The following is a 25,635-nucleotide window of genomic DNA, read 5'->3' as shown; positions in this document are numbered from 1 at the left end:
CGGCCCTTTCGCAGGCAAGCCAGCTCCTACACACACCGCCCCCCGTAGGAGCTGGCTTGCCTGCGAAAGGACCGCCAAGCGGTCCCAAAACAAACCTGCGATAAGACAGTCATGACCACCCCCACGCCTTGCTACCACTGCGCCCTCCCCGTCCCCGCCGACAGCCGCTTCAGCGCCGTCGTCCTCGGCGAGCCGCGGCAATTCTGCTGCCCCGGTTGCCAGGCCGTGGCCGAGGCGATCGTCGCCGGCAAACTGGAGAGCTACTACCAGCATCGCAGCGAAGCCAGCGCCAACCCCGAGGCCCTGCCCCGACAACTGGTGGACGAACTGGCCCTGTACGACCGCGCCGACGTCCAGCAACCCTTCGTCCGTCACGCCGGCGACCTCGCCGAAACCACCCTGCTGATCGAAGGCATCAGCTGCGCCGCCTGCGGCTGGCTGATCGAGAAACACCTGCGCGCCCTGCCCGGTGTCGCCGAAGCACGCCTGAACCTGTCCAACCACCGCCTGCTGGTGAGCTGGGCCGACAGCCAGCTGCCGCTGTCGCAACTGCTCGCCGAACTGCGCCAGATCGGCTACGCCGCCCACCCCTACCAGGCCGACCGCGCCGCCGAGCAACTGGCCAGCGAAAACCGCACCGCCCTGCGCCAGCTGGGCGTTGCCGGCCTCCTGTGGTTCCAGGCGATGATGGCGACCATGGCCACCTGGCCGGAATTCAACATCGACCTCAGCGCCGAGATGCACACCATCCTGCGCTGGGTGGCGATGTTCCTCACCACGCCGATCGTGTTCTACAGCTGCGCGCCGTTCTTCAAGGGCGCCGCCCGCGACCTGCGCACCCGCCACCTGACCATGGACGTCTCGGTGTCCCTGGCCATCGGCCTGGCCTATGTCGCCGGGATCTGGACCGCGATCACCGGCAGCGGCGAGCTGTATTTCGACGCGGTGGGCATGTTCGCCCTGTTCCTCCTCGCCGGCCGCTACCTCGAACGCCGCGCCCGCGAGCGCACCGCGGCGGCCACCGCACAACTGGTCAACCTGCTGCCGGCCTCGTGCCTGCGCGTCGATGCCGCCGGCAACAGCCAACGTATCCTGCTGCGCGAGCTGCAGATCGGCGATCGCGTCCTGGTCCAGCCCGGCGCCGTGCTGCCGGCGGACGGGCGCATCGTCGACGGCCAGTCGAGCATCGACGAATCCCTGCTCACCGGCGAATACCTGCCCCACCCACGGCAGACCGGCGACACCGTCACCGCCGGCACCCTCAACGTGGAAAGCGTGCTCACCGTGGAAGTCCAGGCCCTCGGCCATGACACCCGGCTGTCGGCCATCGTGCGCCTGCTGGAGCGGGCCCAGTCGGAAAAACCGCGCCTGGCGGAAATCGCCGACCGCGCCTCGCAATGGTTTCTCCTGTTCAGCCTGGTCGCCGCCCTGGGCATCGGCCTGCTGTGGTGGCAGATCGACGCCGGGCGGGCCTTCTGGATCGTCCTGGCCATGCTCGTGGCGACCTGCCCCTGCGCCCTGTCCCTGGCCACCCCGACCGCCCTCACCGCCGCCACCGGCACCCTCCACAGCCTCGGCCTGCTGCTGACCCGCGGCCATGTGCTGGAAGGCCTGAACCAGATCGACACGGTGATCTTCGACAAGACCGGCACCCTCACCGAAGGCCGTCTGACCCTGCGCGCCATCCGCCCACTGGGCGGGCTCGACGCCGACCACTGCCTGCGCCTCGCCGCCGCCCTCGAAAACCGTTCGGAACACCCCATCGCCCGCGCCTTCGGCCGCACCGTGGCGGTGGCCGAAGCGGTGCAGAGCAGTCCCGGCCTGGGCCTGGAAGGCCAGGTGGAAAACCGCCAGTTGCGCATCGGCCAGCCGGCCTTCGTCTGCCAGTTGAGCGGCGCGGCGCTGCCGGCCATGCTGGACGAGCCCGGCCAGTGGCTGCTCCTCGGCGACACCCAGGGCCCGCTGGCCTGGTTCGTCCTCGACGATCGCCTGCGCGGGGATGCCGCCGACCTGCTCGAGGCCTGCCGCGCGCGCGGCTGGCAGACCCTGCTGCTGTCCGGCGACAGCTCGCCGATGGTCGCCAGCGTCGCCGCCGAACTGCAGATCGACCAGGCCATCGGCGGCCTGCGGCCGGACGACAAGCTGCAACGCCTGAAAGCCCTGCAGGCCGAAGGACGCAAGGTGCTGATGCTCGGTGACGGGGTCAACGACGTACCGGTACTGGCCGCCGCCGATATCAGCATCGCCATGGGCTCGGCCACCGATCTGGCCAAGACCAGCGCCGACGCCGTGCTCCTGTCCAACCGCCTGGACAGCCTGGTGCAGGCCTTCGGGCTGGCCCGGCGGACGCGCCGGATCATCATCGAGAACCTGTGCTGGGCCGCGCTGTACAATGGCCTCATGCTGCCATTCGCCGCCCTCGGCTGGATCACCCCGGTGTGGGCGGCGGTCGGCATGTCGGTCAGTTCGCTGATCGTGGTGCTCAATGCCCTGCGCCTGACCCGGCTGCGCGGCGCGCTGGCGGCGCACCCCGCGCCCGGCCCCCGGCAACTCGCGACGGTCTGAGGAGATGCCATGCCCGCGCTCTATGTGATGATTCCCGCCGCCCTGGTCCTGGTCGGCATCGCCGTGTACATCTTCTTCTGGGCCGTGGACAGCGGCCAGTACGAAGACCTCGACGGCCCGGCCCACAGCATCCTGTTCGACGACCAGGACCCGAAGCACCAGGCCGCGGTGAAAGGCGAGGAAACCCGCGAAGACGACAAACCAGAGCCCCCTGCCCGTGCCTGAACTGCTGCCCCTGCTGAGTTCCGCACTGATCCTCGGCCTGCTCGGTGGCGGCCACTGCCTGGGCATGTGCGGCGGCCTGATGGGTGCCCTGACCCTGGCCATCCCGCCAGAGCAGCGCGCCCGGCGCCTGCGCCTGCTGCTGGCCTACAACCTCGGCCGGGTGCTCAGCTACGCCAGCGCCGGACTGCTCCTCGGCCTCGCCGGCTGGGCCATGGCCGGCAGCCCGCTGGCCACGGCGCTGCGGGTGATCGCCGCACTCCTGCTGATCTGCATGGGGCTCTACCTGGCCGGCTGGTGGAGCGGCCTGACCCGCGTGGAAAGCCTCGGCCGCGGCCTGTGGAGACACATCCAGCCGTTTGCCACGCGCCTGCTGCCGGTCTCCAGCCTGCCGCGGGCGCTGCTGCTCGGCGCGCTGTGGGGCTGGCTGCCCTGCGGCCTGGTCTACAGTACCCTGCTCTGGGCCTCCAGCCAGGGCAACGCGCTGCACAGCGCGCTGCTGATGCTGGCCTTCGGCATCGGCACCTGGCCGATCCTGCTCGCCACGGGCATGGCCGCCGAGCGCGTCACCGCCCTGCTGCGAAAACGCGGTGTGCGGGTCGCCGGTGGCCTGCTGGTGATGCTCTTCGGCCTGTGGACCCTGCCCGGCCCGCACCAGCACTGGCTGATGGGTCACTGAAGCACGCTTGATGCAAATCAACACGGATGGACGGACGGCTCCCTAGACTCCGGATACTGCCGCAATTCCTGGGACCGCCACCATGCACGACGCCCTCCACTGGGACGCTGACCTGATCCGTCGCTACGATCTGGCCGGCCCGCGCTACACCTCCTATCCGACCGCAGTGCAACTGCACAGCGAGATCGGCTCCTTCGACCTCCTCCACGCCCTGCGCGACAGCCGCCGCGCGGCGCGTCCGTTGTCCCTCTACGTGCACGTGCCGTTCTGCGCGAACATCTGCTACTACTGTGCGTGCAACAAGGTCATCACCAAGGACCGCGCCCGCGCCCAGCCCTACCTGCAGCGCCTGGAACAGGAAATCCAGCTGATCGCCTGCCACCTCGACCCCGGCCAGACCGTGGAACAACTGCACTTCGGCGGCGGCACCCCGACCTTTCTCAGCCATGTCGAACTGCGCGAACTGATGGCCCACCTGCGCCAGCACTTCAACCTGCTGGACGATGACTCCGGCGACTACGGCATCGAGATTGACCCGCGCGAGGCCGACTGGTCGACCATGGGCCTGCTCCGCGAGCTGGGCTTCAACCGCGTCAGCCTCGGCGTGCAGGACCTCGACCCGGCCGTGCAGCGGGCGATCAACCGCCTGCAGAGCCTGGAACAGACCCGCGCGATCATCGAGGCGGCGCGCACCCTGCAGTTTCGCTCGATCAACCTCGACCTGATCTACGGCCTGCCCAAGCAGACCCCGGACGCCTTCGCCCGCACCGTCGACGAAGTGATCAAGCTGCAGCCGGACCGCCTCTCGGTGTTCAACTACGCGCACCTGCCGGAACGCTTCATGCCGCAGCGGCGCATCGACGCCAGCGACCTGCCGGCCCCGGCCGCCAAGCTGGAGATGCTGCACAACACCATCGAACAGCTGACCCGCGCCGGCTACCGCTACATCGGCATGGACCATTTCGCCCTGCCCGACGACGAACTGGCCATCGCCCAGGAAGAAGGCACCCTGCAGCGCAACTTCCAGGGCTACACCACCCATGGCCACTGCGACCTGATCGGCCTGGGCGTCTCGGCCATCAGCCAGATCGGCGACCTGTACTGCCAGAACAGCAGCGACCTCACCGAATACCAGAACGCCCTGGATGGCTCGCAACTGGCCACCAGCCGCGGCCTGATCTGCAACCAGGACGACCGCATCCGGCGCGCCGTGATCCAGGACCTGATCTGCCACTTCGAGCTGAGTTTCGAGCGCATCGAAAGCCTGTTCACCCTCGACTTTCGCGGCTACTTCAAGGACCTCTGGCCGGCGCTGGAAGGCATGGCCAGGGACGGCCTGATCGAACTGCGCAGCGACGGCATCAGCGTGCTGCCGGCCGGCCGTCTGCTGGTACGGTCGGTGTGCATGGTGTTCGACGCCTACCTGGACCTGAACAATCGCCAGCGTTTCTCGCGGGTGATCTAGGCCCCGGATGCCTGGCAGCAGAACTTGTGGGAGCGAGCTTGCTCGCGAATGGGCGCGAAGCGGCCACAAAACCTGAGTCCCAGGTGTGTCCGGCAGACTCGGGACTCAGGTTTTACGACGACTGCGCCGCCGTTCGCGAGCAAGCTCGCACCCACAAGGTTTCGTGTCGACTGCTGGACTCAAGCGGCCAGGAATTTCATCGCCTTGTTCACATCATCAGGGCTGAACTCGGCCTGGCTCATCGCCCGGACCAGGCCGAAGTTGAGGGTGTTGAGCGAGGCCGACAAGGCACTGACCCGGGCCTGCAGGGCCGCGGTCTTCTTCTGCATTTCAACCGGATCGAGGGAACGATCGCGCATCAACGCCTGGAGCTGGCGGTCGGCCTCGGCCAGTTCCTTTTGCAGTTTGCGAATCATCTTCAGCAACTGACGAACGGACTCCGGCAGCCCGCTTTCGTCGATATCGGCATCAGCTTGCTGCTTGCCGGAGACTTCCAGGCCCTTGAGGGACAGGTTCACCTTGACCCCTTCGGACAGCGCCGAGGCGCGCTGGACGGCCTTGTCCGCCGGACTCCCAGGGGAGTCGGACGGTGTGGCGAGAAGGGTCTGGCGAGTACTTCTACTATCGACGGTCAGCATGGCGCGGGCCTGCCCGGGGAAAGATTCATGACGTTTCATCGGCGGCAAAGCCGCGAACTTGAGCGAAAGTCGCACCAAAACAGAGCAAGCTGGCCTACAGTAGCCCGGCTGGGTTACCCTTGCGTTCTATGTGTGCTTTCCCACAAGGATCGATGAAATGTCTGAGCCAGTTAAACTGCGCCCTCACAACCAGGCCCATTGCAAGGATTGCAGCCTGGCGCCCCTGTGCCTGCCCCTGTCGCTGAACCTGGAAGACATGGATGCACTGGATGAAATCGTCAAACGCGGTCGTCCGCTGAAAAAAGGCGAGTTTCTGTTTCGGCAGGGTGACAATTTCGGCTCTGTCTACGCGGTGCGTTCCGGCGCCCTGAAAACCTTCAGCCTGAGCGACGGTGGCGAAGAGCAGATCACCGGCTTCCACCTGCCCAGCGAACTGGTCGGGCTGTCCGGCATGGACACCGAGGCCTACCCGGTGTCGGCCCAGGCCCAGGAGACCACCTCGGTCTGCGAGATTCCCTTCGAGCGCCTGGACGAGCTGTCGGTGCAACTGCCTCAATTGCGTCGCCAGCTGATGCGGGTGATGAGCCGGGAAATCCGCGACGACCAGCAGATGATGCTGCTGCTGTCGAAGAAAACCGCCGACGAGCGCATCGCCACCTTCCTGGTCAACCTGTCCGCGCGTTTCCGTGCCCGTGGCTATTCGGCCAACCAGTTCCGCCTGAGCATGTCGCGCAACGAGATCGGCAACTACCTGGGGCTGGCAGTGGAAACCGTGTCCCGCGTGTTCACCCGCTTCCAGCAGAACGGCCTGATCGAAGCGGAAGGCAAGGAAGTACGGATCGTCGACCCGATCCAGCTGTGCGCCCTGGCCGGTGGTGCGCTGGAAGCCTGATCCGCGCGTTAAACGGGTATACTGACGGGCGTTTTGCCCATCAGGATACCCGCTCCATGCCAAGCGAAAGCTTTGACCTCAAATCCCTGATCCGCCCGGTTCCGGACTTTCCCAAGCCCGGCGTGATCTTCCGTGACATCACCCCGCTGTTCCAGTCGCCACGGGGCCTGCGCCATGTCACCGACCAGTTCATCGAACGCTATGTCGAGGCCGAGTTCAGCCATATCGGCGCGATGGATGCCCGTGGCTTCCTGATCGGCTCGATCATCGCCCATGAACTGAACAAGCCGCTGATCCTGTTCCGCAAGCAGGGCAAGCTGCCGGCGGATGTGATCAGCCAGGCGTATCAGACCGAATATGGCGAGGCGTTCCTGGAAGTGCATGCGGACAGCCTGTGCGAGGGTGACCAGGTGCTGATCTTCGATGACCTGATCGCCACGGGCGGCACCCTGCTGGCGGCGGCGAGCCTGGTCCGGCGCATGGGCGCGGCGGTGTTCGAAGCGGCGGCGATCATCGACCTGCCGGAACTGGGTGGCTCGCAGAAACTGGTCGAGGCTGGGGTGCCGACGTTCTGCCTGACCGAGTTTTCCTTGAGCGAATACTGATCGGCTTCAGGGCCTCATCGCGGGCAACGCCCGCTCCCACAAGGTTGTGCGGCGCTCGCGAAACTTGTGGGAGCGGGCGTTGCCCGCGATGAGGCCCTCGGCAACAGCACAGCTCTCAGAGGGAAATCGGCTTCCTTCCCGCAAACGAGTGAGCCAGCGTCCCGCCATCCACCAACTCCAACTCCCCACCCAGCGGCACGCCATGGGCGATCCGCGACGCCACCAGGCCCTTGTCCACCAGCAGCTGCGCGATGTAATGCGCGGTCGCCTCGCCTTCCACCGTCGGGTTGGTCGCCAGGATCACTTCGACGAAGGTCCCCTGCTCCTCGATCCGCGCCATCAGCTGCGGAATCCCGATCGCCTCCGGCCCCAGGCCATCGAGCGGCGACAGATGCCCCTTGAGCACGAAATAGCGCCCGCGGTAGCCGGTCTGCTCCACCGCATACACATCCATCGGCCCCTCCACCACGCACAGCAGCGTGTCGTCACGCCGCGGATCGGCGCACTGCGGGCACAGTTCCTGTTCGGTCAGGGTGCGGCACTGACGGCAATGCCCGACCCCGTCCATGGCCCGGGTCAACGCTTCGGCCAGGCGCGTGCCACCGCTGCGATCGCGTTCGAGCAACTGCAGGGCCATGCGCTGGGCGGTTTTCTGACCCACGCCCGGCAGGGTGCGCAGGGCGTCGATCAACTGGCGGATCAGGGGGCTGAAACTCATGGTAATGGGCCTGGCAAATCAACGAATGGGGAGAAACGACGATGGGAGCGACAGCCTCGCGGCCGTGCTCCCACCGGGGTAAAACAAACCGGCAAGGTTTGGAGGAGAAGTGTCTGTGCGGCGATCAGGCAAGGCGAAGACAGGCTCGGAAGCGGAGTTGACTGATTGTCAATGAGCATTCCGAGCCTGTCTTCAACGCAGCCTGATCGTCGCGCAGGCACTTATCCTCCAAAGCTTTAGAAAGGCATCTTGAAGCCAGGTGGCAGCTGCATACCCGCGGTCATGCCGCTCATCTTGTCCTGGCTGTTCTGCTCGACCTTGCGCACGGCGTCGTTGACGGCGGCGGCGATCAGGTCTTCCAGCACTTCCTTGTCTTCCTGCATCAGGCTGTCATCCAGGCTGATGCGCTTGACGTCGTGACGACCGGTCATGACCACGCTGACCAGACCGGCGCCGGATTGACCGGTCACTTCGGCGTTGGCCAGTTCTTCCTGCATCTTGGCCATCTTTTCCTGCATCTGCTGCGCCTGCTTCATCAGGCCGGCCATGCCACCTTTCATCATGGGAATCACCTCGGTATCAAGTTGTCGGGGGCGCCGCGTCTTGCGCACGGCGCTGGGTATCCGGTTATTCGCCCTGGGTCACCAGGACGTCGACAGGTTCAATAGTATCGTGGCGCACGGTGGCGCCGAACTTCTGGATCATCTGCTGGATGAACGGGTCGTTCTCGATCGACACCTCCGCCTCGCGCTGACGGTTGGCGCGCTTGCGCGCCGCGGCCTGGGCCGGGGTTTCCTGCTCGGGACGGATCAGCTCGATGCTCAGCGTCAGGGTACGGCCCAGATGCTGGTTCAGCGCCTCGTTCAGGCGCCGCTGCTGGGTGGCGTTGAACAGCGCGCTGTGGTTCGGGTCCAGGTGCAACAGCCAGTTGTCGCCATCGGCGGCGATCAGCGTGCAGTTGGCGGCGATGCTGCCGGTCATGCCCGAGATCGGCAAGTGCGGGTACATCTCCAGCCACTGCAGGGCCAGGCCGGAGGCCGGCTGCGCGGCAGGCTCGGGTTCCGGCTCCGGCTTGGGCTCGGCGGAGAGTTCGGCGGCGTGCTCGGTGGCCAGTTCGTCCAGGTAACTGAAACCAGCCGGGTCGAGGTCGCTCGGGTAGTAGTCGTCGTCCGGCGGCGGCTCGTCGTCACGGTCCATGCCGGCCGGGCTGTAGGCCTGGTCGTCGAGCGGCGGTTCATCGTCGCGAGCGGCCGCCTGTGCGGCAGGCGGGGCTGACGCCGGAGCCGGGGCAGGCTCGGGTAAGGCGACCGGTGCGGGGACAGGGTCTTCCCACGGCAGATCGATCACGGCCTCGACCGGCTCGGCTACCGCTTCGACGACAGGTTCGGGTTCCGGCTCGGGCTGTGGCGCCGGCGTCGGCGTCGGTTCGGGCACAGCCTCGACGACCGGAGCTGGAGCTGGCGCCGGAACTGGAGCCGGGACAGGTTCGGGAGCTGGCGCGGCGACCGCAACCGGGGCCACCGGCGCCGGGGAATCAGTCGTGGCCTGGCTGATTCCCACCGGCTTTAGTGTCGTGCCGGGGGCATCGCCGGTATCCGCCGGACGGAACGCCAGCATGCGCAGCAGGACCATCTCGAAGCCGCCACGGGGATCCGGCGCCAGCGGCAGGTCGCGGCGGCCGATCAGGCCCATCTGGTAGTAGAACTGCACATCCTCGGCCGGCAGCGCCTGGGCCAGGGCCAGCACCCGCTCGCGGTCGCCCTGGCCGTTGTCCACCGCTTCCGGCAGGGCCTGGGCGATGGCGACGCGGTGCAGCACGTTGAGCATTTCCGAGAGCACGCCGTTCCAGTCCGGCCCCTGCTCGGCCAGATGGCGCACGGCTTCCAGCAGCGCCCGGGCATCGCCTTCGAGCAGGGCCTGGAGCACGCCATAGACCTGGCCGTGATCGAGGGTGCCGAGCATGGCGCGGACATCCGCGGCAAGGACCTTGCCTTCACCGAAGGCGATGGCCTGGTCGGTGAGGCTCATGGCATCGCGCATCGAGCCGTCGGCGGCGCGGCCGAGCAGCCACAGGGCATCATCCTCGAACGGCACGTTCTCCACACCCAGCACATGGCTCAGGTGCTCGACCACGCGCTCGGGGGTCATGTTCTTCAAGGAGAACTGCAGGCAGCGCGAGAGGATGGTCGCCGGCAGTTTCTGCGGATCGGTGGTGGCGAGGATGAATTTTACGTAGGGCGGCGGCTCTTCGAGCGTCTTCAGCAAGGCGTTGAACGAGTGGCTGGAGAGCATGTGCACTTCGTCGATCAGGTAGACCTTGAAGCGCCCGCGACTCGGCGCGTACTGCACGTTGTCGAGCAGTTCGCGGGTGTCCTCGACCTTGGTCCGGCTCGCGGCGTCGATCTCGATCAGGTCGACGAAACGGCCCTCGTCGATCTCCCGGCACACCGAACAGGTGCCGCAGGGGGTCGAGGTGATGCCGGTTTCGCAGTTGACGCACTTGGCGATGATGCGCGCGATGGTGGTCTTGCCTACCCCGCGGGTGCCGGTGAACAGATAGGCGTGGTGCAGGCGCTGATTGTCCAGCGCGTTGATCAGGGCCTTGAGCACATGGGTCTGGCCGACCATTTCGCGGAACGAGCGCGGACGCCATTTACGTGCAAGAACCTGATAACTCATGAAAAACGTCGCAACCTGAACGAGCGGGGAGAAGACCGCTAATGCTAGCGGAGCGGGGGGGAAATTGCATCCTGCCATTCAACGCCCCCCCGCGCGCGCCCTGTGTAGGAGCTGGCTTGCCTGCGAAGGAGCGCGCAGGCAAGCCAGCTCCTACGGAACCAGGCACGCCCCCAGATACAACCCAACCCCGAACACCCCATGAGTCCCCAGGCTGCGCAGCCGATTCCTCCAGGGCGTCGGCGTCCGGCTGGCAAAGAACCCCGCGCCCATGGCCGGCTGCATCACGCACCACGGCAGCAGCACCGTGACAAGGCCGAAGACCAGCGCCGGCCCCGGCGTCGGCGCCTGCAACCAGCCCTCCCCCGCCACCAGCAGCAAGCCGGTGGCGAACAGCAGGCCAACGGCGTAATGCAGCGCCCAGCCCCAGGCCCGTTCATGGCTGACGGGCTCAGCCCTGGCAATACCTGCGTGATAAACCTCCCCACGCAGCAGATGCCCGGCCCAGCGCCCGAGCATGGCGTAGTCCAGCGTGGCAACACCCAGGCGCTTGAGCAGCAGCGTCCAGCCATCCATGAGCACAGTGGCAGCGACACCGATCAGCAGGATTGAAAGCAACAGGGACATGGCGAATTCCTCGGCACGTTGACGAAAGCGGAACATGCCGAGCACCATAGAAGTTGAAGTCAACTTCAAGTCAAGGACATCCCCATGGACATCGCCGACGTCGCCAAACGTACCGGAGTACCGGCCTCGACGCTGCGTTACTACCAGAAGATCGGCCTGCTCCAGTCACTGGCCGGGGCGGGCCAGCGGCGCCAGTTCGCCGCGGACGTGGAAGACCGCCTGGCGCTGATCGCGCTGGGCCAGGCCGCGGGGTTTTCCCTGGAGGACGTCGGCACGATGCTGGTCAACCTGCAGGTCGACCGGCAGAAGCTGCTGACCCGGGCGGACGAGATCGATGCACAGGTCAAGCGCCTGCAGGCGATGAGCAAGGGTTTGCGGCATGCAGCGCAGTGCCCGGAGAAGGATCACCTGACCTGCCCGACCTTTCGGCGATTGATGAAGGTGTCGCTGGCGAAGCGCTAGCTTCAACCGCAGATCGCGTGCCTCTCCCCGAATCCGCAAAACATAGTCATGCCATCCGCTAGCAATGTGCCACTCTTCAAGCGGCTCCGGCCACATCGATGCGCCACCGCCACCTCCCCTTACCCTTCCGTAAGCAAGAGAGCTGTCATGACGACCAACGACAAAAAGATTCATGGGCACGGCAACTTCATCCCCGGTTCAGTTCGGGTTGTGGACTACAACAGCTACTTCAACAACATCCTGGTCCGTGGCAGTTCTGCCTTCGGTGCCAAGACGGAAGCGGGCGATCCCTTCGTCATCGCCGACCTGATCGCGGCCATCCAGAGCGATGAAAACTTCGCCAGCACCGGCATCACCCTCAGCGCCAACCCCATGGTGATCGACTTCTGCCTGATCGGTTTCGGCAGCGAGAAGGACCAGAAGATCGTCGAGTCCGAGATCGCCTGGTTCGCCGAGGGCAGCCCCACCCCCAACGGCAACTCGGGTCCTTATCCCGTCTACTTCAGCGCCACCAACGACGGGGTCGCCGCCGGCACCACGATGATGTACTGGCCGATCCAGGCCTTGGGCAGTGCGCTGCTGCAGAGCGTCGGCGCGACCTGGAGTCCGTCCCCGGCCAACTCCATTGGCCCGGGGACGAGCAATAAAGGCTTCAACTACAGCGCACTGGTCCCGGCGATCTGGAATGCCCTGCAGAACCAGGCCGCCAACCTGCCCGGCGCGCCTGCGGCGCTGCAGGCGATCACCAACGCGATCATCTATGTTCACTGCGATTCGGGCGTGAACCGCACGGGCGCGGCGGTGGCTGGCTACCTGATGACCTTCGGCAGCAACCTCGCCGCCCTCGACCTGCCGGCGAGCAACGGCGTGCCCTGCACCCTGGCCAAGGCCCAGGCCGCGGCCGGACGGGCCGCCCCCAGCAACGACTCGCCCCCAGGCGGCGTGGATATCCCGGTGGCGCAGGCGTACTGCAACTACATCTATACGAAGAACATCGATGGCGAGCTGATTGCGGCGTGTTTGCCGGCGAGCAACTGAGTTCCCTTCCCCCTCAAGCCGGCGGATCGACGCCGCCGGCCCTCTCATGCGGCATCACAAGATGTTGCATTTACCCAGAAACTTCACCGATCTCCGACTTTCTTGTAGGCAATTTCCCAAGCATACTCCGCAACCCCGCCTGGCGGTTGCGCCCTCTGGAAACGGTACCTACTCTTCGCCGGTCGTTGCCAAATCAACGACCGGATTAGCAGTCCGAACCACGTAAGAACCTCCAGCAACCTTTCATGGCGGCTGTATGTGTGGGCACCTTCGGGTGCGCCGGGTTCCTACGTGTCCGGTCTGCTAACCCGCATACAGTCGCCACCCATCTCGTTTAGCAGCGAAGCGTGGCTTCCCCCTCAATCACGTAGGATTCAAGCCATGAAAAAGCTCGTCCCCGACCCGCCCGTCCTCTGCGTCGGCCCCGGCCTTCACCATGAAGAGGCGGTCCGCAAAGCCGAAGAACACCTCAAGCGGGCCATCCACAACGCCTCTTCCCTCCCCGACCTGCCCACCGAAAGGCATCAGATGATGCTCAGCGATGCCCTGCTGGACATGAGAATTTCCAAGGCATTGCTGTCGGTTGCGCTGTCGGCTTCGTCGGTGGCCGTACCGGTGTGAATGAAGGCCGCGGAGCTTGTCTCCGCGGCTTTTACCTGACTTCAAATACTCTGCCAAAGCACCATCTATTCGCCGGTATCCGGCTAGAATTTGCCCGGATTAATCAGTCGACCAACAGGAGTGGTGATGAAGTCGCTGTATCGGATTGGCCTGGCACTGACACTGGCCGCGGCATTGGCGGGCTGCAAAAGCGATCGGGAAAAACTGGTCGAGTCGCGGCTGGATTTTCACACGCTGTATGAGGAACAGATCGAGCGCTCCGTGACACTGATCTCAAGCCTGCGCCAGAACGTTCCGAAGGACAGAGTCAGGGAAACGATCAAGAAACACCGCACCTTCGAACAAGGGCGACAGGACTTGCTTGAGCTCTACAGCGAGAAGAACTTCACTGATGCCGAATTCACCCAGATCATGGATGCCCGACAACGTGCACTGGCCGGACAGGAACCCAGCGCGGAGCAGAAACCGGCAGCTGAAAAGCTGGCCAGGATCATTCAGGAACGAATGAAGGACGGGACATATTTGGCGAAGGGGAAAACGAGTCAGGAGGCCATTCTTGCCGAGCTTGATGAATGAGGTCGTTGCAGCGCGACATCTAGCAGTAAAGGGGGTGGTGGCATTTAGCCTTGTAGCGAGATAAGCTCAGACTTCACGATACTCAAGGAAGATTATGAACAAGTTCATTTCTGTCATTGGGATATGCCTTCTGCTCGGTGCTTGTGCCACCTCTCATTTCACCGCTGGCCGTGATTTCCCTTCGGCAAGCGTGGCTAGCATCACCAAAGGAAAGACCACAACTAAAGAGCTGAAAGCACTTTTCGGTGAGCCCTACACGAAGAGTGCAGTGAGCGAAACCGACGAGAAGTGGCTCTATACCTACACGAATAGCTCTGCCCATGCCCAGAGTTACGTGGTGACGATGAAGGCCACCACAACCGGTACACAGAAGACCCTGGATGTCCTGATTCGCAATGATGTAGTAATCAACTATACCTTCAGCGAAGGATCTGCCCCGGGGACGAGTACAGCTACGTATTGATAGGTCGCCGTGCTGGTGATGAAGCCAGCATCGAACACAAAATCTGGCGGGAGTTCATGATTGGACAGAACGTATGCCTATGTGGATGAGTCGGGTAACTCTGACCTAGATACATCCAAGACGGGAAGCTCTGGCTTCTTCGTAGTGTGCTCCGTCCTCGTCGCTGAAAAAGACCTTAAAATCGCTTACCAGCGCGCAGAGGAGCTTCGGCAAAAGCACTTCCAAACAGGTGAAATCAAATCCAGTAAGTTACGACCTAAAGATACAAATCGACGGGCTCGTATTCTGAAAGATCTTGCAGAGCTTCCAATCAAGCTATATTTCGTGGTCGTGGACAAGGAGCGCATTTACAAGGATGGAGGACTTCAATTCAAAACATCGTTTGTAAAGCATATTAACGGAATACTTTATAGCCGGCTTTTCAGAAATTGCCGCGACCTTCAGATGACCGTTGATGAGCATGGTGGCATTGACTTTCAAGAAAGCTTAAAGGCCTACGCACAAGATCGTTATGTCGATGACCTCTTTGGTGACGAGCATGCATTCCAAACCAAATCCAGTAAAGAAGATGTACTGATTCAGGTCGCAGACTTCTTCGCCGGGTCGGTTGCTCAGATCTACGAAAATAAGGTTGCTGAGGACGTCTCTGAGGTCTACAAGAGCATCCTGAGCGAACAGACGCTGGGCCTATTGGAATGGCCACCTAAGTTTAAACTTCTGATTCCTCCGCCAATGGATGAGCCCAACTATGCTGACTACCAAGTACATCAAGAGGCCCTTCGTCAAGCGGATCGGTTCATTGATCAAGTCGGACAGCACCCTGATGAAGACGAGTGGCTACAGATCAGCATCTTGGATTATCTGAGATTTCAGAGTGAATTCGTCACAAAAGACTATATTCCAACCGGGGACATCCTGACTCACTTGGGTAACAGGGGCTTTGGTGATCTTTCAGAACAGCGCGTCAGATCAAGCGGCATCGCTAAACTTCGCGACGCTGACGTCATTATCACGAGTACATCCAAAGGATATAAAATCCCCCACACTCGAGCTGACATTAATGACTTCCTAGAAATGGCATCCGGAGTTATTGTCCCATTGCTAGAACGAGTAAAGAAAGCTCGGGAGGTTTATAGACTGAGCAGCAGAGGTGAGTACGATATCATCAAAACGGCTAGACTGACGGATCTTGAGAAACTATTGAAGTCTCTCGAGGCTTTTCGTTCCGAGTGATGCTCAACCGCAATAGAGAATAAATATATTTTCTGTCAGTTACGGTCAACCTGAAAAACATACTCACCTAATTTTCGTACTTTCGTTTTAGATGATAGCTTTCACCTTCTTACCACGTCACTCAAGGGTGAATTACATGTCGAGATTAAACGTTTTTGTTGATGGCTCTTGGCTTTTCAAAGCCTGCGCCCCAGAACGCGCACTATCCTATCGTTTGGAATACCCAGACAAGTTGTTCGCACTGGATCAAAGTAGACTACTCAACTCTTTGCTCGCGCACGCACAAAACCATATACCCGAATGCAATAATCTAGGGGACCTATTTTTCTCAACCAGCATATTCGAACTCCCAGAGCATATAGACGACTGGCCCAACGAACATGAGGATGTCACTCTTGCTGACGTTGACACGGTCAAGCGCAGCACTCTAGCCAGAGAGCGATTCACAACAAATGCGCTACAAGCAGGTTACTCTGACAAAGCAATCTTTCGTCCAAAACTAAAAGGCTGGATGCTATCCAAACTTAGAGAGAGACGTTTTCAAGAAAAGCAAGTTGATGCAACAGTCGTCGCCCTATTAGTTAAATATGCAATTACCAACCCTGAGGATGTGCACGTCATAATCACGGGTGACTCTGACATTCTACCGGCTATCCGTGTTGCTTACCCAGAATACTCAAAAAATGTCTTTGTGGCCACAACCCACCCAGACCAACTAAAAGCAGAGTCTCGCCAAACCTCTTTCGCCCTTGCAGACTTCGACTACTCAATCCCACCATTTTATCTCGAAGAAAATGCACAAAACCTGTTGCAAGGAGATAACGTGTATCTATGCGTACATTGCAACAAAGTTTTCGCCAGACCAAGAGCCATTCCAAGAAATGGGAGAGCCTGCTGCCATCCATGCCATCAAACGAGAAGCTAAAATACTGAACCCTGGAATAACACCACTTAAGGAAAAATAAAAGGAGGGCAAAAAGTGAAAAGCCTATTTTCAACCGCACTCACAGCCGACCTACCCTCAGCCTCCCTCCTTCTCCCAAAAATACATCGACCAATAAAGTGACACATATGAAAACCCCAAAAATATTTATTTCATATAGCTGGTCAAATCCAACTCATGAACGATGGGTCCTGGATCTGGGCGAACAACTTATGGCATCAGGAATTGAAGTCACACTGGACAAGTGGGATCTTAAACCGGGTCATGACGCATTGGCATTCATGGAATCTATGGTTACCGACCCCAGCATCGACAAGGTACTTATTATATGTGACAAAATTTACTCCGCGAAAGCAGATGATCGAAATGGTGGTGTCGGAACAGAAACACAGATAATCTCAAAGCAAGTTTACGACAAGATTAAGCAAGACAAATTTATTGCTGTCATAGCCGAAAAAGACGAAGCGGGAAAAGCCTATACCCCCACCTTCTATCACTCCCGGCTCTATATCGATTTAAGCAGCCCAGACAGCTACCACGAGGGCTTTGAAGAGCTGATTCGAACCATCTATGACCAACCTCAACATAAAAAACCACAGCTAGGTAAAAAACCAGACTTTTTAACAAATGAGGTCACTATTAGTCTCGGCACATCCCCTCAAGCAAAACGAGCGACGATGCTAATACGCGATAATAAATCGAATGCCGGCGCCGCCCTAGAAGAGTACTTAAGTACATTTTCTGAAAACCTAGAGCGCATCAGAATAAAGCCCGAAAAAAGCATTCTATTTGACGAGCAAGTCTTCAACAGCATCAACGAGTTCACCAGCACTCGAAACGAGTTATTACAGGTCATTACAAACGCCGTCAGATACATGGAAAGCCAAGAATGCGCTGAACGTCTACACAAATTCTTAGAATCGACCATTAAATATCTAGACGCACCCAACGGTGTAAATAGTTGGAGCGATAACGATTTTGACAACTTCAAATTCATCATCCACGAAATCTTCTTATATACAATTGCAATCTGCATAAAACATAACAAATTTGATATATCCACAACTCTTTTAAACAACCATTACTATATAACATCAAGACGTACCCAACCATACCTAGCTGGATTTGAGTGCTTCTACAAAGACCCAGGAAGCCTTAACCTAAGAAATCAAAGACTTGGACTCAATAGAGCCTCGCTAAGTGCAGACATATCGAAAGCGAACAACCACACCAGCAGTATAGATTTCTCACTACTGATGCAAACTGATTTCCTTCTGTTTTTGAGGTGCGAACTCAAAGCTGCACATTGGTGGCCAAAAACCCTTGTCTACCTCGGAAACTATTCTGGTGCATTCGAAGTGTTCACAAGGTCAGCATCGGCGCATTTTTTTGAGAAGATAAAGCCGCTACTCAACATAACCGGAAAAACCGAATTAGTGGAGTTTGCAGCAACTGCTGCAAGTCGCGGCGGACGCTATTACGGCTTCAGTCCGTGGGGAATCGACTGGAAACGCTTGATGAATGTCGATGAGCTCGCTTGCCTAGCCTGAATAAGACTCCGTATGAAGCCCCTGAGGTTTTTAACGTTTTTAGGGGCTTCCGCGACCTCGCGCATGACGAGATATAGGGATTTGAACTCTATCCGCAGTAGCGATTAAAGCTGCCCAATTAAAGAACCAGCGCGAGCCACCGCCTTAGGCATACCTACATGTCGTACTTGGAGAATTGCAAGCAAGAAACCCTTGAGAATTCAAGGCCCCCAGAAATGGAGGCGGCCCCACCAGCCACACCCCGGCACACAATGTTCCCGCTGTGGCTGCTCCCTTCCGGGCCTGACCAGGTTGACGGGTAATCGTTGCGGGGGGACCGATGGGGCCACCATAACGCGGCTCGTCAGGTGACGAGCCGCGCCATTGTACCGGTCTGAGACAGAGTTACAACCTCTGCGGCGAGAAAAAATCATCATTTCTCAATGACTTGTCCCGCCACGGTGTCAGACGGCAATGCCCTGCCCTGCAAGAAACTCGACGAAGGCGTCCTCGTCCAGCACCCTGAGCCCCAGTTCGTTGGCCTTGGTCAACTTGGAACCGGCACCCGGCCCCGCCACTACGCAGTGGGTCTTGCCCGACACGGAACCGGACACTTTCGCACCCAGGCTTTCCAGCTTGTCCTTGGCGATGTCGCGGCTCATGCGCTCCAGGGTGCCGGTGAGGACCCAGGTCTGGCCAGCCAGGGGCAGGCCTTCGGCGTGCTTCTTCTCGCTGGTCCAGTGCATGCCGAATTCCAGCAACTGCGCTTCGATGGCGCGGGCCAGGTCGCGGTTGGCTTCGATCAGGAAGAATTCACGCACCGCTTCCGCCTGTTTGGTGGCCAGGGCCTGGCGCAGGTCGATGGCGTCGGCAGCAAAGATCTTGTCCAGGCTGTCGAGCCTGGCCACCAGCTTTTCCGCGCCGGTCGGGCCGACCGAGGCGATGTCCAGCTTGGCGATCATGCCGGCCAGGGTGGTGCTGGCGGCGAATTCGGCGCTCAGTTCGCCTTCGTCCTGCAACTGCATGCCGCACTCCAGCAACTGCTGGATGACCTGGCGGTTGTGCTCGTCCTCGAAGAAGTTGTGGATCTCGTAGGCCACTTCCAGGCCGATGTCCGGCAGGTAGGTGAGCACCTGCGGCAGCGCCTTCATCACCCGCTGCAGCGAACCGAGCGAACGGGCCAGGACCTTGGCCGTCTCCTCACCCACATCGGGGATGCCCAGGGCATAGATGAAGCGCGCCAGGCCCGGACGCTTGCTGTCTTCGATGGCGGCCAGCAGCTTGTTGCTGGACACCTCGGCGAAGCCTTCCAGTTCGACTACCTGCTCGTAGGTCAGGCGGTAGAGGTCGGCCGGCGAGGCGATCAGCCCTTCGTCCACCAGCTGTTCGACGCTCTTCTCGCCCAGGCCTTCGATATCCATGGCCCGCCGCGAGACGTAGTGGATGATCGCCTGCTTGAGCTGGGCGGCGCAGGCCAGGCGGCCGACGCAGCGGTACACGGCGCCCTCGCTGAGGGTTTCCTTGCCCTTGCTGCGCTTGACCAGCTGGGTGCGCTCGACCTGCGAGCCGCACACCGGGCATTCGGTGGGGATCTGCACCGGGCGCACGGCCTCGGGATCGCGGCGCTCGAGCACCACCTGCATCACCTGCGGGATGACGTCGCCGGCGCGGCGGATGATCACGGTGTCGCCGATCATCACGCCCAGGCGGGCGACTTCGTCCATGTTGTGCAAGGTGGCGTTGGCCACGGTGACGCCGGCCACCTTGACCGGCTTGAGCCGCGCCACCGGGGTGACGGCGCCGGTGCGGCCGACCTGGAATTCGACGTCGAGGACTTCGGTCAGCTCTTCCATGGCCGGGAACTTGTGGGCGATGGCCCAGCGCGGCTCACGGGCGCGGAAGCCCAGTTCGCGCTGCGCGGCCAGGCTGTTGACCTTGAACACCACGCCGTCGATTTCGTAGGGCAGGTCGTTGCGCCGTGCGCCGATGTCGCGGTAGTAGGCCAGGCATTCTTCGATGCCGGCGGCGTGCCTGAGCTCGCGGCTGATGGGCATGCCCCAGGCCTTGAGCTGTTCGAGGATGCCGATATGGGTCTCGCCCACCGGCGCCGAAACCTGGCCGATGCCGTAGCAGCAGAACTCCAGCGGGCGGCTGGCAGTGATCTTCGAGTCGAGCTGGCGCAGGCTGCCAGCGGCGGCGTTGCGCGGGTTGGCGAAGGTCTTGGCGCCGATCTCGGCCTGGGCGGCATTGAGCTTGTCGAAGCCGGCCTTGCTCATGAACACTTCGCCGCGCACCTCCAGCACCTCCGGCCAGCCTTCGCCGTGCAGCTTGAGCGGGACGTTGCGGATGGTGCGGACGTTGACGCTGATGTCCTCGCCGGTGCTGCCGTCGCCGCGAGTGGCGCCCTGCACCAGTTGGCCGTTGCGGTACAGCAGGCTGACGGCGAGGCCGTCGAGCTTGGGTTCGCAGCTGTAGTCCACCGCCTGGCCGCCGCCGAACAGGTCGCCGGCTGGCAGGTCGAGGCCTTCCAGTACCCGGCGGTCGAATTCGCGCAGGTCGGTTTCCTCGAAGGCGTTGCCCAGGCTCAGCATGGGGATTTCATGGCGTACCTGGCTGAACGCCGAGAGCGCCGCGCCGCCGACGCGCTGGGTCGGCGAGTCGTCGCTGACCAGTTCCGGGTGCTCGGCCTCCAGGGCCTGGAGTTCGCGGAACAGGCGGTCGTACTCGGCGTCCGGCACGCTCGGCTCGTCGAGCACGTAGTAGCGGTAGTTGTGCTGGTCGAGTTCGGCACGCAGTTCGAGGATGCGGGTTTCGGCGTTCATGCTTGGGGTCTCTTGCAATGCAGAAGAGCAGCCGGGCGGATGGCGTCAGTTGGGGGGCCTGCATTCGAGGACAAAGACCCTCGGGCTTGCGCGGGTCTTGTAGGAACTGGCTTGTCGTGTGACGAACCACTGCGAGAGGACTGCGCAGCGGTCCCAGACCTGACCGCTATCGGGGACCGCTGCGCGGCCCTTTCGCGGGCAGGCCCGCTCCTACAGGATTCGTGCAGGCCAGGAGGCCCCATTGGATTCAACTGACTGGCATCGGCCAGGGCTGCTCTTGCGTATTTCGGGTGTTCAGCGCTTCTGGGTCAGGGCGCGGCGCTCGAATTCGACGATGCGCTGACGGTAGTGTTCGATGGTCTGCGCGGTCATCACGCTGCGCTGGTCATCCTTCAGTTCGCCATTCAGTTCGTGGGCCAGCTTGCGCGCGGCGGCGACCATCACGTCGAAGGCCTGCTTCGGATGACGCGGGCCCGGCAGGCCGAGGAAGAAGCTGACGGCACGGGTGCTGAAGTGGTCGATGTCGTCCAGGTCGAAGACGCCCGGTTTCACCGCGTTGGCCATGGAGAACAACACTTCGCCGTTGCCGGCCATGCTTTCGTGACGGTGGAAGATGTCCATTTCGCCGAAGCGCAGGCCGCTTTCGAGGATGTTCTGCAGCAGTGCCGGGCCCTTGAAGCCACCTTCGTCGCGGGAAATCACGCTGATCACCAGGACTTCCTCGACCGGCGGCAGTTCCTTGCCCTCGGCCGCGGTGCCGTAGCCGGTGGTCGTGGTGGCGCGGGTGTTGTCCGCCGGGAAATCGTCGTCGGCATCGCTGAACAGGTCGGGCTCGCGCGGTTCGGCGCTGAGGTTGAGGTCACCCTGCTGCGGCTCGTTGCCACGCTTGCCACGCTTGTTGTTCTTGCCCGCCTTGGGCTCGCGCGCCGGGGCGCTCATCGACGGCAGATCGTCTTCGTCGAGCTGCGGCTCCTGGTGCGCGTCGAGCACGCGCGACGGGCCAAGCACTTCGGCGTTGTTATCGTCGTCGGGAAGATTGGAGAAACTGCGATCCAGACGGAATTTCAACTTGCCCTTGCCGCCACGCATGCGGCGCCAGCCGTCGAAGAGAATACCGGCTATGACAATGATGCCGATGACGATCAGCCATTCGCGCAGACCGATTTCCATGTAATCCCGTGCCTCTGTAAAAAATGCTGAAAAATAAAAGGGTTAAAACCCTTTAAAACGTGGCGCCAACTCTATGTTCTGACTGACGTTTTACCCACGCGCGAAAAATTGACATTAAGCTAGCACGACCAAAGATAACTTTACACCGTCTGTCACGACTGACAGGGAATTTGCTCGAAGATCGTGCGCTTTTTCCTGTTTCAGGCGTCGACCATGGCCATCGCCTCCTCCACATCCACCGCCACAAGCCGCGAGCAACCTGGCTCGTGCATGGTCACGCCCATCAACTGGTCGGCCATTTCCATGGCGATCTTGTTGTGGGTGATATAGATGAACTGAACGGTCTGACTCATCTCTTTCACCAGTCGCGCATACCGGCCGACGTTGGCATCGTCCAGCGGCGCATCGACTTCGTCGAGCATGCAGAACGGTGCGGGGTTCAATTTGAAAATGGCGAATACCAGGGCCAGGGCAGTCAGCGCCTTTTCACCGCCGGAGAGCAAATGAATGGTGCTGTTCTTCTTGCCAGGCGGGCGCGCCATGATCGTCACCCCTGTATCGAGTAGATCTTCGCCCGTCAGTTCCAGATAAGCGCTGCCGCCACCGAAAACTTTCGGGAAAAGTGCCTGTAATCCGGCATTTATCTGATCGAAGGTATCCTTGAAGCGGTTGCGGGTTTCCTTGTCGATCTTGCGAATGACGTTTTCCAGGGTGTCGAGGGCTTCCACCAGGTCGGCATCCTGGGCATCGAGATAGCGTTTGCGCTCGGACTGCTGCTGGTACTCCTCGATCGCCGCCAGGTTGATCGCGCCCAGGCGCTGGATGCGCGCGTCGAGGCGCTCCAGCTCGGCCTCGGCTTCCGGCTCGCTGGCCTGCTCGGTGAGGGTGGCGAGCACGCCGTCGAGGTCATAGCCGTCGGCGTGCAGTTGTTCCTGCAGGGTCTTGCGCCGCACGCTGAGACCCTGCCATTCCAGGCGGTAGTTTTCCAGCTGGCCGCGCAGCAGCTGCGACTGCTGCTCGGCCTGGCTGCGGCGCTTCTCGGCGTCGCGCAGTTCGCGGTCGGCGTCGTCCATGTGCAGACGCGCCTGGCGCATCTCCTCGTCGACGCTCATGCGTTTTTCCAGCAGCTCTTCCAGCTTCAGGCGCAGTTCTTCCAGCGGGGCCTCGCCCTCCTCCAGGTTGAGGCTGAGCTGTTCGCGCTTCTCGGTCAGGCGCTCGGACTGCAGTTCCAGACGCTCCAGGGCCTGGCGGGTGGAATCGTGCTGGGCGCGCAGCGAGCCCAGGCGTACTGCCAACTGGTGGGCGTGATCCTTGTGCTGGCGGGCTTCCTGGCGGATCCGGTCGAGGTTTTCGCGCAGGCCGTCGCGCCGGGCCAACAGCTGTTCACGCTGTTCGGTGTCCTGGGCCATCAGTTCCAGCGCTTCCTGCAGGATCAGCCGCGACTCGCCCAGTTGCTCCTGTTCGAGGCCGCGCTGCTCGGCGGCTTCGGCCAGTTCGTCCTCGAGACGTTGGCGCCGCAGGTTCAACTGCTCGGCGCGGGCCTTGCCGGCGGAGAGTTTGGCCTTCAGTTCGCCCTGCTGGCGGGTTTCGTCCTGGGCACGGCGGCGCAGTTGCTCACGGCTGTCTTCGAGGTGGCGCTGCTGCTCGCGCAGATCGCCCAGTTGCTCGTCCAGCTGGGCCAGGCGGGCTTCCTGTTGGTCCTGCTCCAGGGCCAGGCGCTCCAGCTCCTGGCCACGGGCGAGCACGCCGCCCTGGGCATCGCTGGCGCGGCTGACCCGCAGGAAATGCCGACCGACCCAGTAACCGTCGCGGCTGACCAGGCTTTCGCCAGCGGCCAGGCGCTCGCGCTGGGCCAGGGCCTGATCGAGGGTTTCCACCGGGCGCACCAGGCCCAGCCAGGGCGCCAGATCCACCGCACCCTCAACCTTGTCCAGCAGGCTGCCAGGCAGCCGCGGCGCACCGGCGGCGACATCCAGCAGGCGCAGTTCGCCCTGGTCGAAGCCGGCGAAGCTCAGCCCGGCGAAGCCATCCACCAGCACCGCCTGCAGGTCGGCGCCCAACACGGTTTCCACCGCCAGCTCCCAGCCCGGCTCGACCCGCAGGCCCTCGGCCAGACGCGGGCGCTGTTCCAGGCCGTGCTCGCGCAACCACTCGCCGGCGCCCTTGCCCGGCTCCAGCGCGGCCTGTTGCAGGGCTTCCAGGGAGGCCAGGCGGCCACCCAGGCGTTGCAGTTCGCCCTGGGCCTGTTGCTGCGCCTGGGTGGCCTGCTGCAGTTGCTCGCGCAGCGTGTCGAGCCGCTCGGCGGTCTGCTGTTCTTCCAGGTGCAGGTCGTCCAGGACCTGTTCGCTGCTGGCGACCTGCTCGGCCAGTTCGAGGATTGCCGCGTCTTCCGGGTCGGCACTGAGCTGCTCGCGCTCCTCGCCCAGCTTGCGCTGACGCTCGGCCAGACGTTCGAGGCTGTGCTCCAGCTGCTGGATCCGCGACTGCTGCACCTCGGCCTGGCGCCGCGGCTCGGCGGAGCGGGCGTTGAAGCTGTCCCACTGCTCCTGCCAGCCGTGCATGGTGGTTTCCGCTTCCTCGAGGGTGGCCGAGGCTTCTTCGGCGGCGGCGAGGGTCATTTCCTGTTCCGGCTCGAGCATTTCCAGCTCTTCGCCGAGGGTGGCCAGCAGGGTGCGGTCGTGGCCCAGGTGCGACTCGGTTTCCAGGCGCGAGCGCTCGGCTTCCTTGAGATCGTCCTGCAACTGGCGCAGGCGCTGCTGGCCGTGCTGGATGCTCTGCTCGATGCGGGCGATATCGCCGCCCACCGAATAGAAGCGGCCCTGCACCTGGTTGAAACGCTCGGACAGCTCGTGGTGACCGTCGCGCAGGCGCTCGATGCTCGCATCGGCATTGCGCTGCTCGGCCACCAGGGCCTCGAAGGACACCTCCTGGTCGCCGATCACGCTTTCCCGCTGGCGCACCTGCTCATCCAGCGCGCGCCAGCGCAGGGCCGCCAGCTGCGCCTTGAGCTGGCGTTCCTCGGCCTTGTATTCCTTGTACTTCTCCGCGGCCTGGGCCTGGCGGTGCAGGCGTTCGAGCTGGCGCTCCAGCTCTTCGCGCAGGTCGGTGAGGCGCTCGAGGTTTTCCTGGGTGCGGCGGATGCGGTTCTCGGTTTCGCGGCGGCGCTCCTTGTACTTGGAGATGCCTGCGGCTTCCTCGATGAAGTTGCGCAATTCCTCGGGCTTGGCCTCGATCAGCTTGGAGATCATGCCCTGTTCGATGATCGAGTAGCTGCGCGGGCCGAGGCCGGTGCCGAGGAAGATATCGGTGATGTCACGGCGCCGGCACTTGGTGCCGTTGAGGTAGTAGGTGTTCTGCGCGTCGCGGGTGACCTTGCGCCGGATCGAGATCTCGGCGTAGGCGGCGTATTCGCCGACCAGGGTGTTGTCGCTGTTGTCGAAGACCAGTTCGATGCTCGCCTGGCTCACCGGCTTGCGGCTGGTGGAGCCGTTGAAGATGACGTCGGTCATCGACTCGCCGCGCAGGTTCTTCGCCGAGCTTTCGCCCATCACCCAGCGCACGGCGTCGATGATGTTGGACTTGCCGCAGCCGTTGGGCCCGACCACGGCGGCCATGTTGCTGGGGAAATTCACGGTGGTCGGGTCGACGAACGACTTGAACCCCGCCAGGCGGATGCACTTGAGGCGCATGG

General features: G+C 62.1%; 22 protein-coding genes and 1 other RNA gene. 14 read left to right on the top strand and 9 right to left on the bottom strand.

Translation table 11 applies throughout. The features are described from left to right. Positions 1-111: 111 nt before the first annotated feature. From RTI28_RS01715 to hemN, 4 genes are all read left to right on the top strand, one after another. Entirely contained in the window at positions 112-2,565 is a 2,454-nt protein-coding gene (locus RTI28_RS01715; protein WP_316918840.1) for a heavy metal translocating P-type ATPase, read from the top strand. 9 nt (positions 2,566-2,574) lie between these two features. Further along, positions 2,575-2,790 (top strand): cbb3-type cytochrome oxidase assembly protein CcoS, encoded by a 216-nt coding sequence (gene ccoS, locus RTI28_RS01710; protein ID WP_316918839.1) that lies wholly within the window; start codon positions 2,575-2,577, stop codon positions 2,788-2,790. Beyond that, the gene (locus tag RTI28_RS01705) at positions 2,783-3,466 is read left to right on the top strand and encodes a sulfite exporter TauE/SafE family protein (RefSeq protein WP_316918838.1); all 684 of its coding nucleotides are present in this window, start codon (positions 2,783-2,785) and stop codon (positions 3,464-3,466) included. The genes ccoS and RTI28_RS01705 overlap by 8 nt, the downstream gene beginning before the upstream one ends. A gap of 82 nt (positions 3,467-3,548) precedes the next feature. Continuing rightward, positions 3,549-4,931, top strand: coding sequence for an oxygen-independent coproporphyrinogen III oxidase (hemN, locus tag RTI28_RS01700; RefSeq protein WP_316918837.1), 1,383 nt, complete (start codon positions 3,549-3,551; stop codon positions 4,929-4,931). 179 nt (positions 4,932-5,110) lie between these two features. On the opposite strand, the gene RTI28_RS01695 is transcribed toward hemN, so the two are convergent. Next, positions 5,111-5,608, bottom strand: coding sequence for a chemotaxis protein (locus RTI28_RS01695; RefSeq protein ID WP_316918836.1), 498 nt, complete (start codon positions 5,606-5,608; stop codon positions 5,111-5,113). A gap of 118 nt (positions 5,609-5,726) precedes the next feature. Here RTI28_RS01695 and fnrA point away from each other — a divergent pair, with 118 nt between their 5' ends. Beyond that, positions 5,727-6,461 (top strand): Crp/Fnr family transcriptional regulator FnrA, encoded by a 735-nt coding sequence (gene fnrA, locus RTI28_RS01690; protein ID WP_316918835.1) that lies wholly within the window; start codon positions 5,727-5,729, stop codon positions 6,459-6,461. Between the two features lie 56 nt (positions 6,462-6,517). Then, positions 6,518-7,066: an adenine phosphoribosyltransferase gene (locus tag RTI28_RS01685; RefSeq protein ID WP_316918834.1), complete on the top strand. Its 549-nt coding sequence runs from the start codon at positions 6,518-6,520 to the stop codon at positions 7,064-7,066. A 115-nt stretch (positions 7,067-7,181) separates the two neighbouring features. Here the strand turns inward: RTI28_RS01685 and recR are convergent, their stop codons facing one another. The 4 genes from recR to RTI28_RS01665 all read right to left on the bottom strand — a co-directional run bounded on the left by recR (position 7,182) and on the right by RTI28_RS01665 (position 11,123). Further along, entirely contained in the window at positions 7,182-7,784 is a 603-nt protein-coding gene (gene recR / locus RTI28_RS01680) for a recombination mediator RecR (RefSeq protein ID WP_316918833.1), read from the bottom strand. A 236-nt stretch (positions 7,785-8,020) separates the two neighbouring features. Then, entirely contained in the window at positions 8,021-8,347 is a 327-nt protein-coding gene (locus RTI28_RS01675) for a YbaB/EbfC family nucleoid-associated protein (protein WP_009396198.1), read from the bottom strand. Positions 8,348-8,411: 64 nt separating this feature from the next. Beyond that, positions 8,412-10,463 (bottom strand): DNA polymerase III subunit gamma/tau, encoded by a 2,052-nt coding sequence (dnaX, locus tag RTI28_RS01670; RefSeq protein ID WP_316918832.1) that lies wholly within the window; start codon positions 10,461-10,463, stop codon positions 8,412-8,414. 150 nt (positions 10,464-10,613) lie between these two features. Then, complete coding sequence (locus tag RTI28_RS01665) at positions 10,614-11,123, bottom strand: DUF2938 domain-containing protein (protein ID WP_316918831.1); 510 nt, start codon at positions 11,121-11,123, stop codon at positions 10,614-10,616. Between the two features lie 48 nt (positions 11,124-11,171). On the opposite strand from RTI28_RS01665, the gene RTI28_RS01660 reads away from it, so the two are divergent. The 8 genes from RTI28_RS01660 (at position 11,172) to RTI28_RS01625 (ending at position 17,973) form a co-directional block, all read left to right on the top strand. Next, complete coding sequence (locus RTI28_RS01660; protein ID WP_316918830.1) at positions 11,172-11,549, top strand: helix-turn-helix domain-containing protein; 378 nt, start codon at positions 11,172-11,174, stop codon at positions 11,547-11,549. Positions 11,550-11,696: 147 nt separating this feature from the next. Next, the gene (locus tag RTI28_RS01655) at positions 11,697-12,587 is read left to right on the top strand and encodes a hypothetical protein (protein ID WP_316918829.1); all 891 of its coding nucleotides are present in this window, start codon (positions 11,697-11,699) and stop codon (positions 12,585-12,587) included. A 381-nt stretch (positions 12,588-12,968) separates the two neighbouring features. Next, a complete protein-coding gene (locus RTI28_RS01650) occupies positions 12,969-13,208 on the top strand; it encodes a hypothetical protein (protein ID WP_316918828.1) in 240 nt (79 codons plus the stop codon). Positions 13,209-13,334: 126 nt separating this feature from the next. Continuing rightward, positions 13,335-13,784: a hypothetical protein gene (locus RTI28_RS01645; protein ID WP_316918827.1), complete on the top strand. Its 450-nt coding sequence runs from the start codon at positions 13,335-13,337 to the stop codon at positions 13,782-13,784. 94 nt (positions 13,785-13,878) lie between these two features. Further along, positions 13,879-14,247, top strand: a complete 369-nt coding sequence (locus RTI28_RS01640; RefSeq protein ID WP_316918826.1) for a hypothetical protein — start codon at positions 13,879-13,881, stop codon at positions 14,245-14,247. Positions 14,248-14,307: 60 nt separating this feature from the next. After that, on the top strand, positions 14,308-15,480 hold the full coding sequence (locus RTI28_RS01635; protein WP_316918825.1) for a DUF3800 domain-containing protein: 1,173 nt from the start codon (positions 14,308-14,310) through the stop codon (positions 15,478-15,480). Positions 15,481-15,616: 136 nt separating this feature from the next. Beyond that, positions 15,617-16,405 (top strand): NYN domain-containing protein, encoded by a 789-nt coding sequence (locus tag RTI28_RS01630; RefSeq protein WP_316918824.1) that lies wholly within the window; start codon positions 15,617-15,619, stop codon positions 16,403-16,405. A gap of 146 nt (positions 16,406-16,551) precedes the next feature. Beyond that, positions 16,552-17,973, top strand: a complete 1,422-nt coding sequence (locus RTI28_RS01625; protein WP_316918823.1) for an SEFIR domain-containing protein — start codon at positions 16,552-16,554, stop codon at positions 17,971-17,973. Positions 17,974-18,198: 225 nt separating this feature from the next. Here the strand turns inward: RTI28_RS01625 and ffs are convergent. The 4 genes from ffs to smc all read right to left on the bottom strand — a co-directional run bounded on the left by ffs (position 18,199) and on the right by smc (position 25,633). Continuing rightward, an RNA gene (ffs, locus tag RTI28_RS01620) (signal recognition particle sRNA small type) lies at positions 18,199-18,295 on the bottom strand. Between the two features lie 121 nt (positions 18,296-18,416). Continuing rightward, entirely contained in the window at positions 18,417-20,774 is a 2,358-nt protein-coding gene (gene ligA, locus RTI28_RS01615) for an NAD-dependent DNA ligase LigA (RefSeq protein ID WP_316918822.1), read from the bottom strand. A gap of 294 nt (positions 20,775-21,068) precedes the next feature. After that, positions 21,069-21,944: a cell division protein ZipA gene (gene zipA, locus RTI28_RS01610; protein WP_316918821.1), complete on the bottom strand. Its 876-nt coding sequence runs from the start codon at positions 21,942-21,944 to the stop codon at positions 21,069-21,071. 200 nt (positions 21,945-22,144) lie between these two features. Beyond that, positions 22,145-25,633 (bottom strand): chromosome segregation protein SMC, encoded by a 3,489-nt coding sequence (gene smc / locus RTI28_RS01605; protein ID WP_316918820.1) that lies wholly within the window; start codon positions 25,631-25,633, stop codon positions 22,145-22,147. Positions 25,634-25,635 lie beyond the last annotated feature (2 nt).

It is taken from the genome of Pseudomonas sp. zfem002, assembly GCF_032621685.1.
GTDB lineage: Bacteria > Pseudomonadota > Gammaproteobacteria > Pseudomonadales > Pseudomonadaceae > Aquipseudomonas > Aquipseudomonas japonica.
The sequence above is the reverse complement of the archived record's forward strand: the minus strand, read 5'-3'. Positions and strand labels throughout refer to the sequence as shown.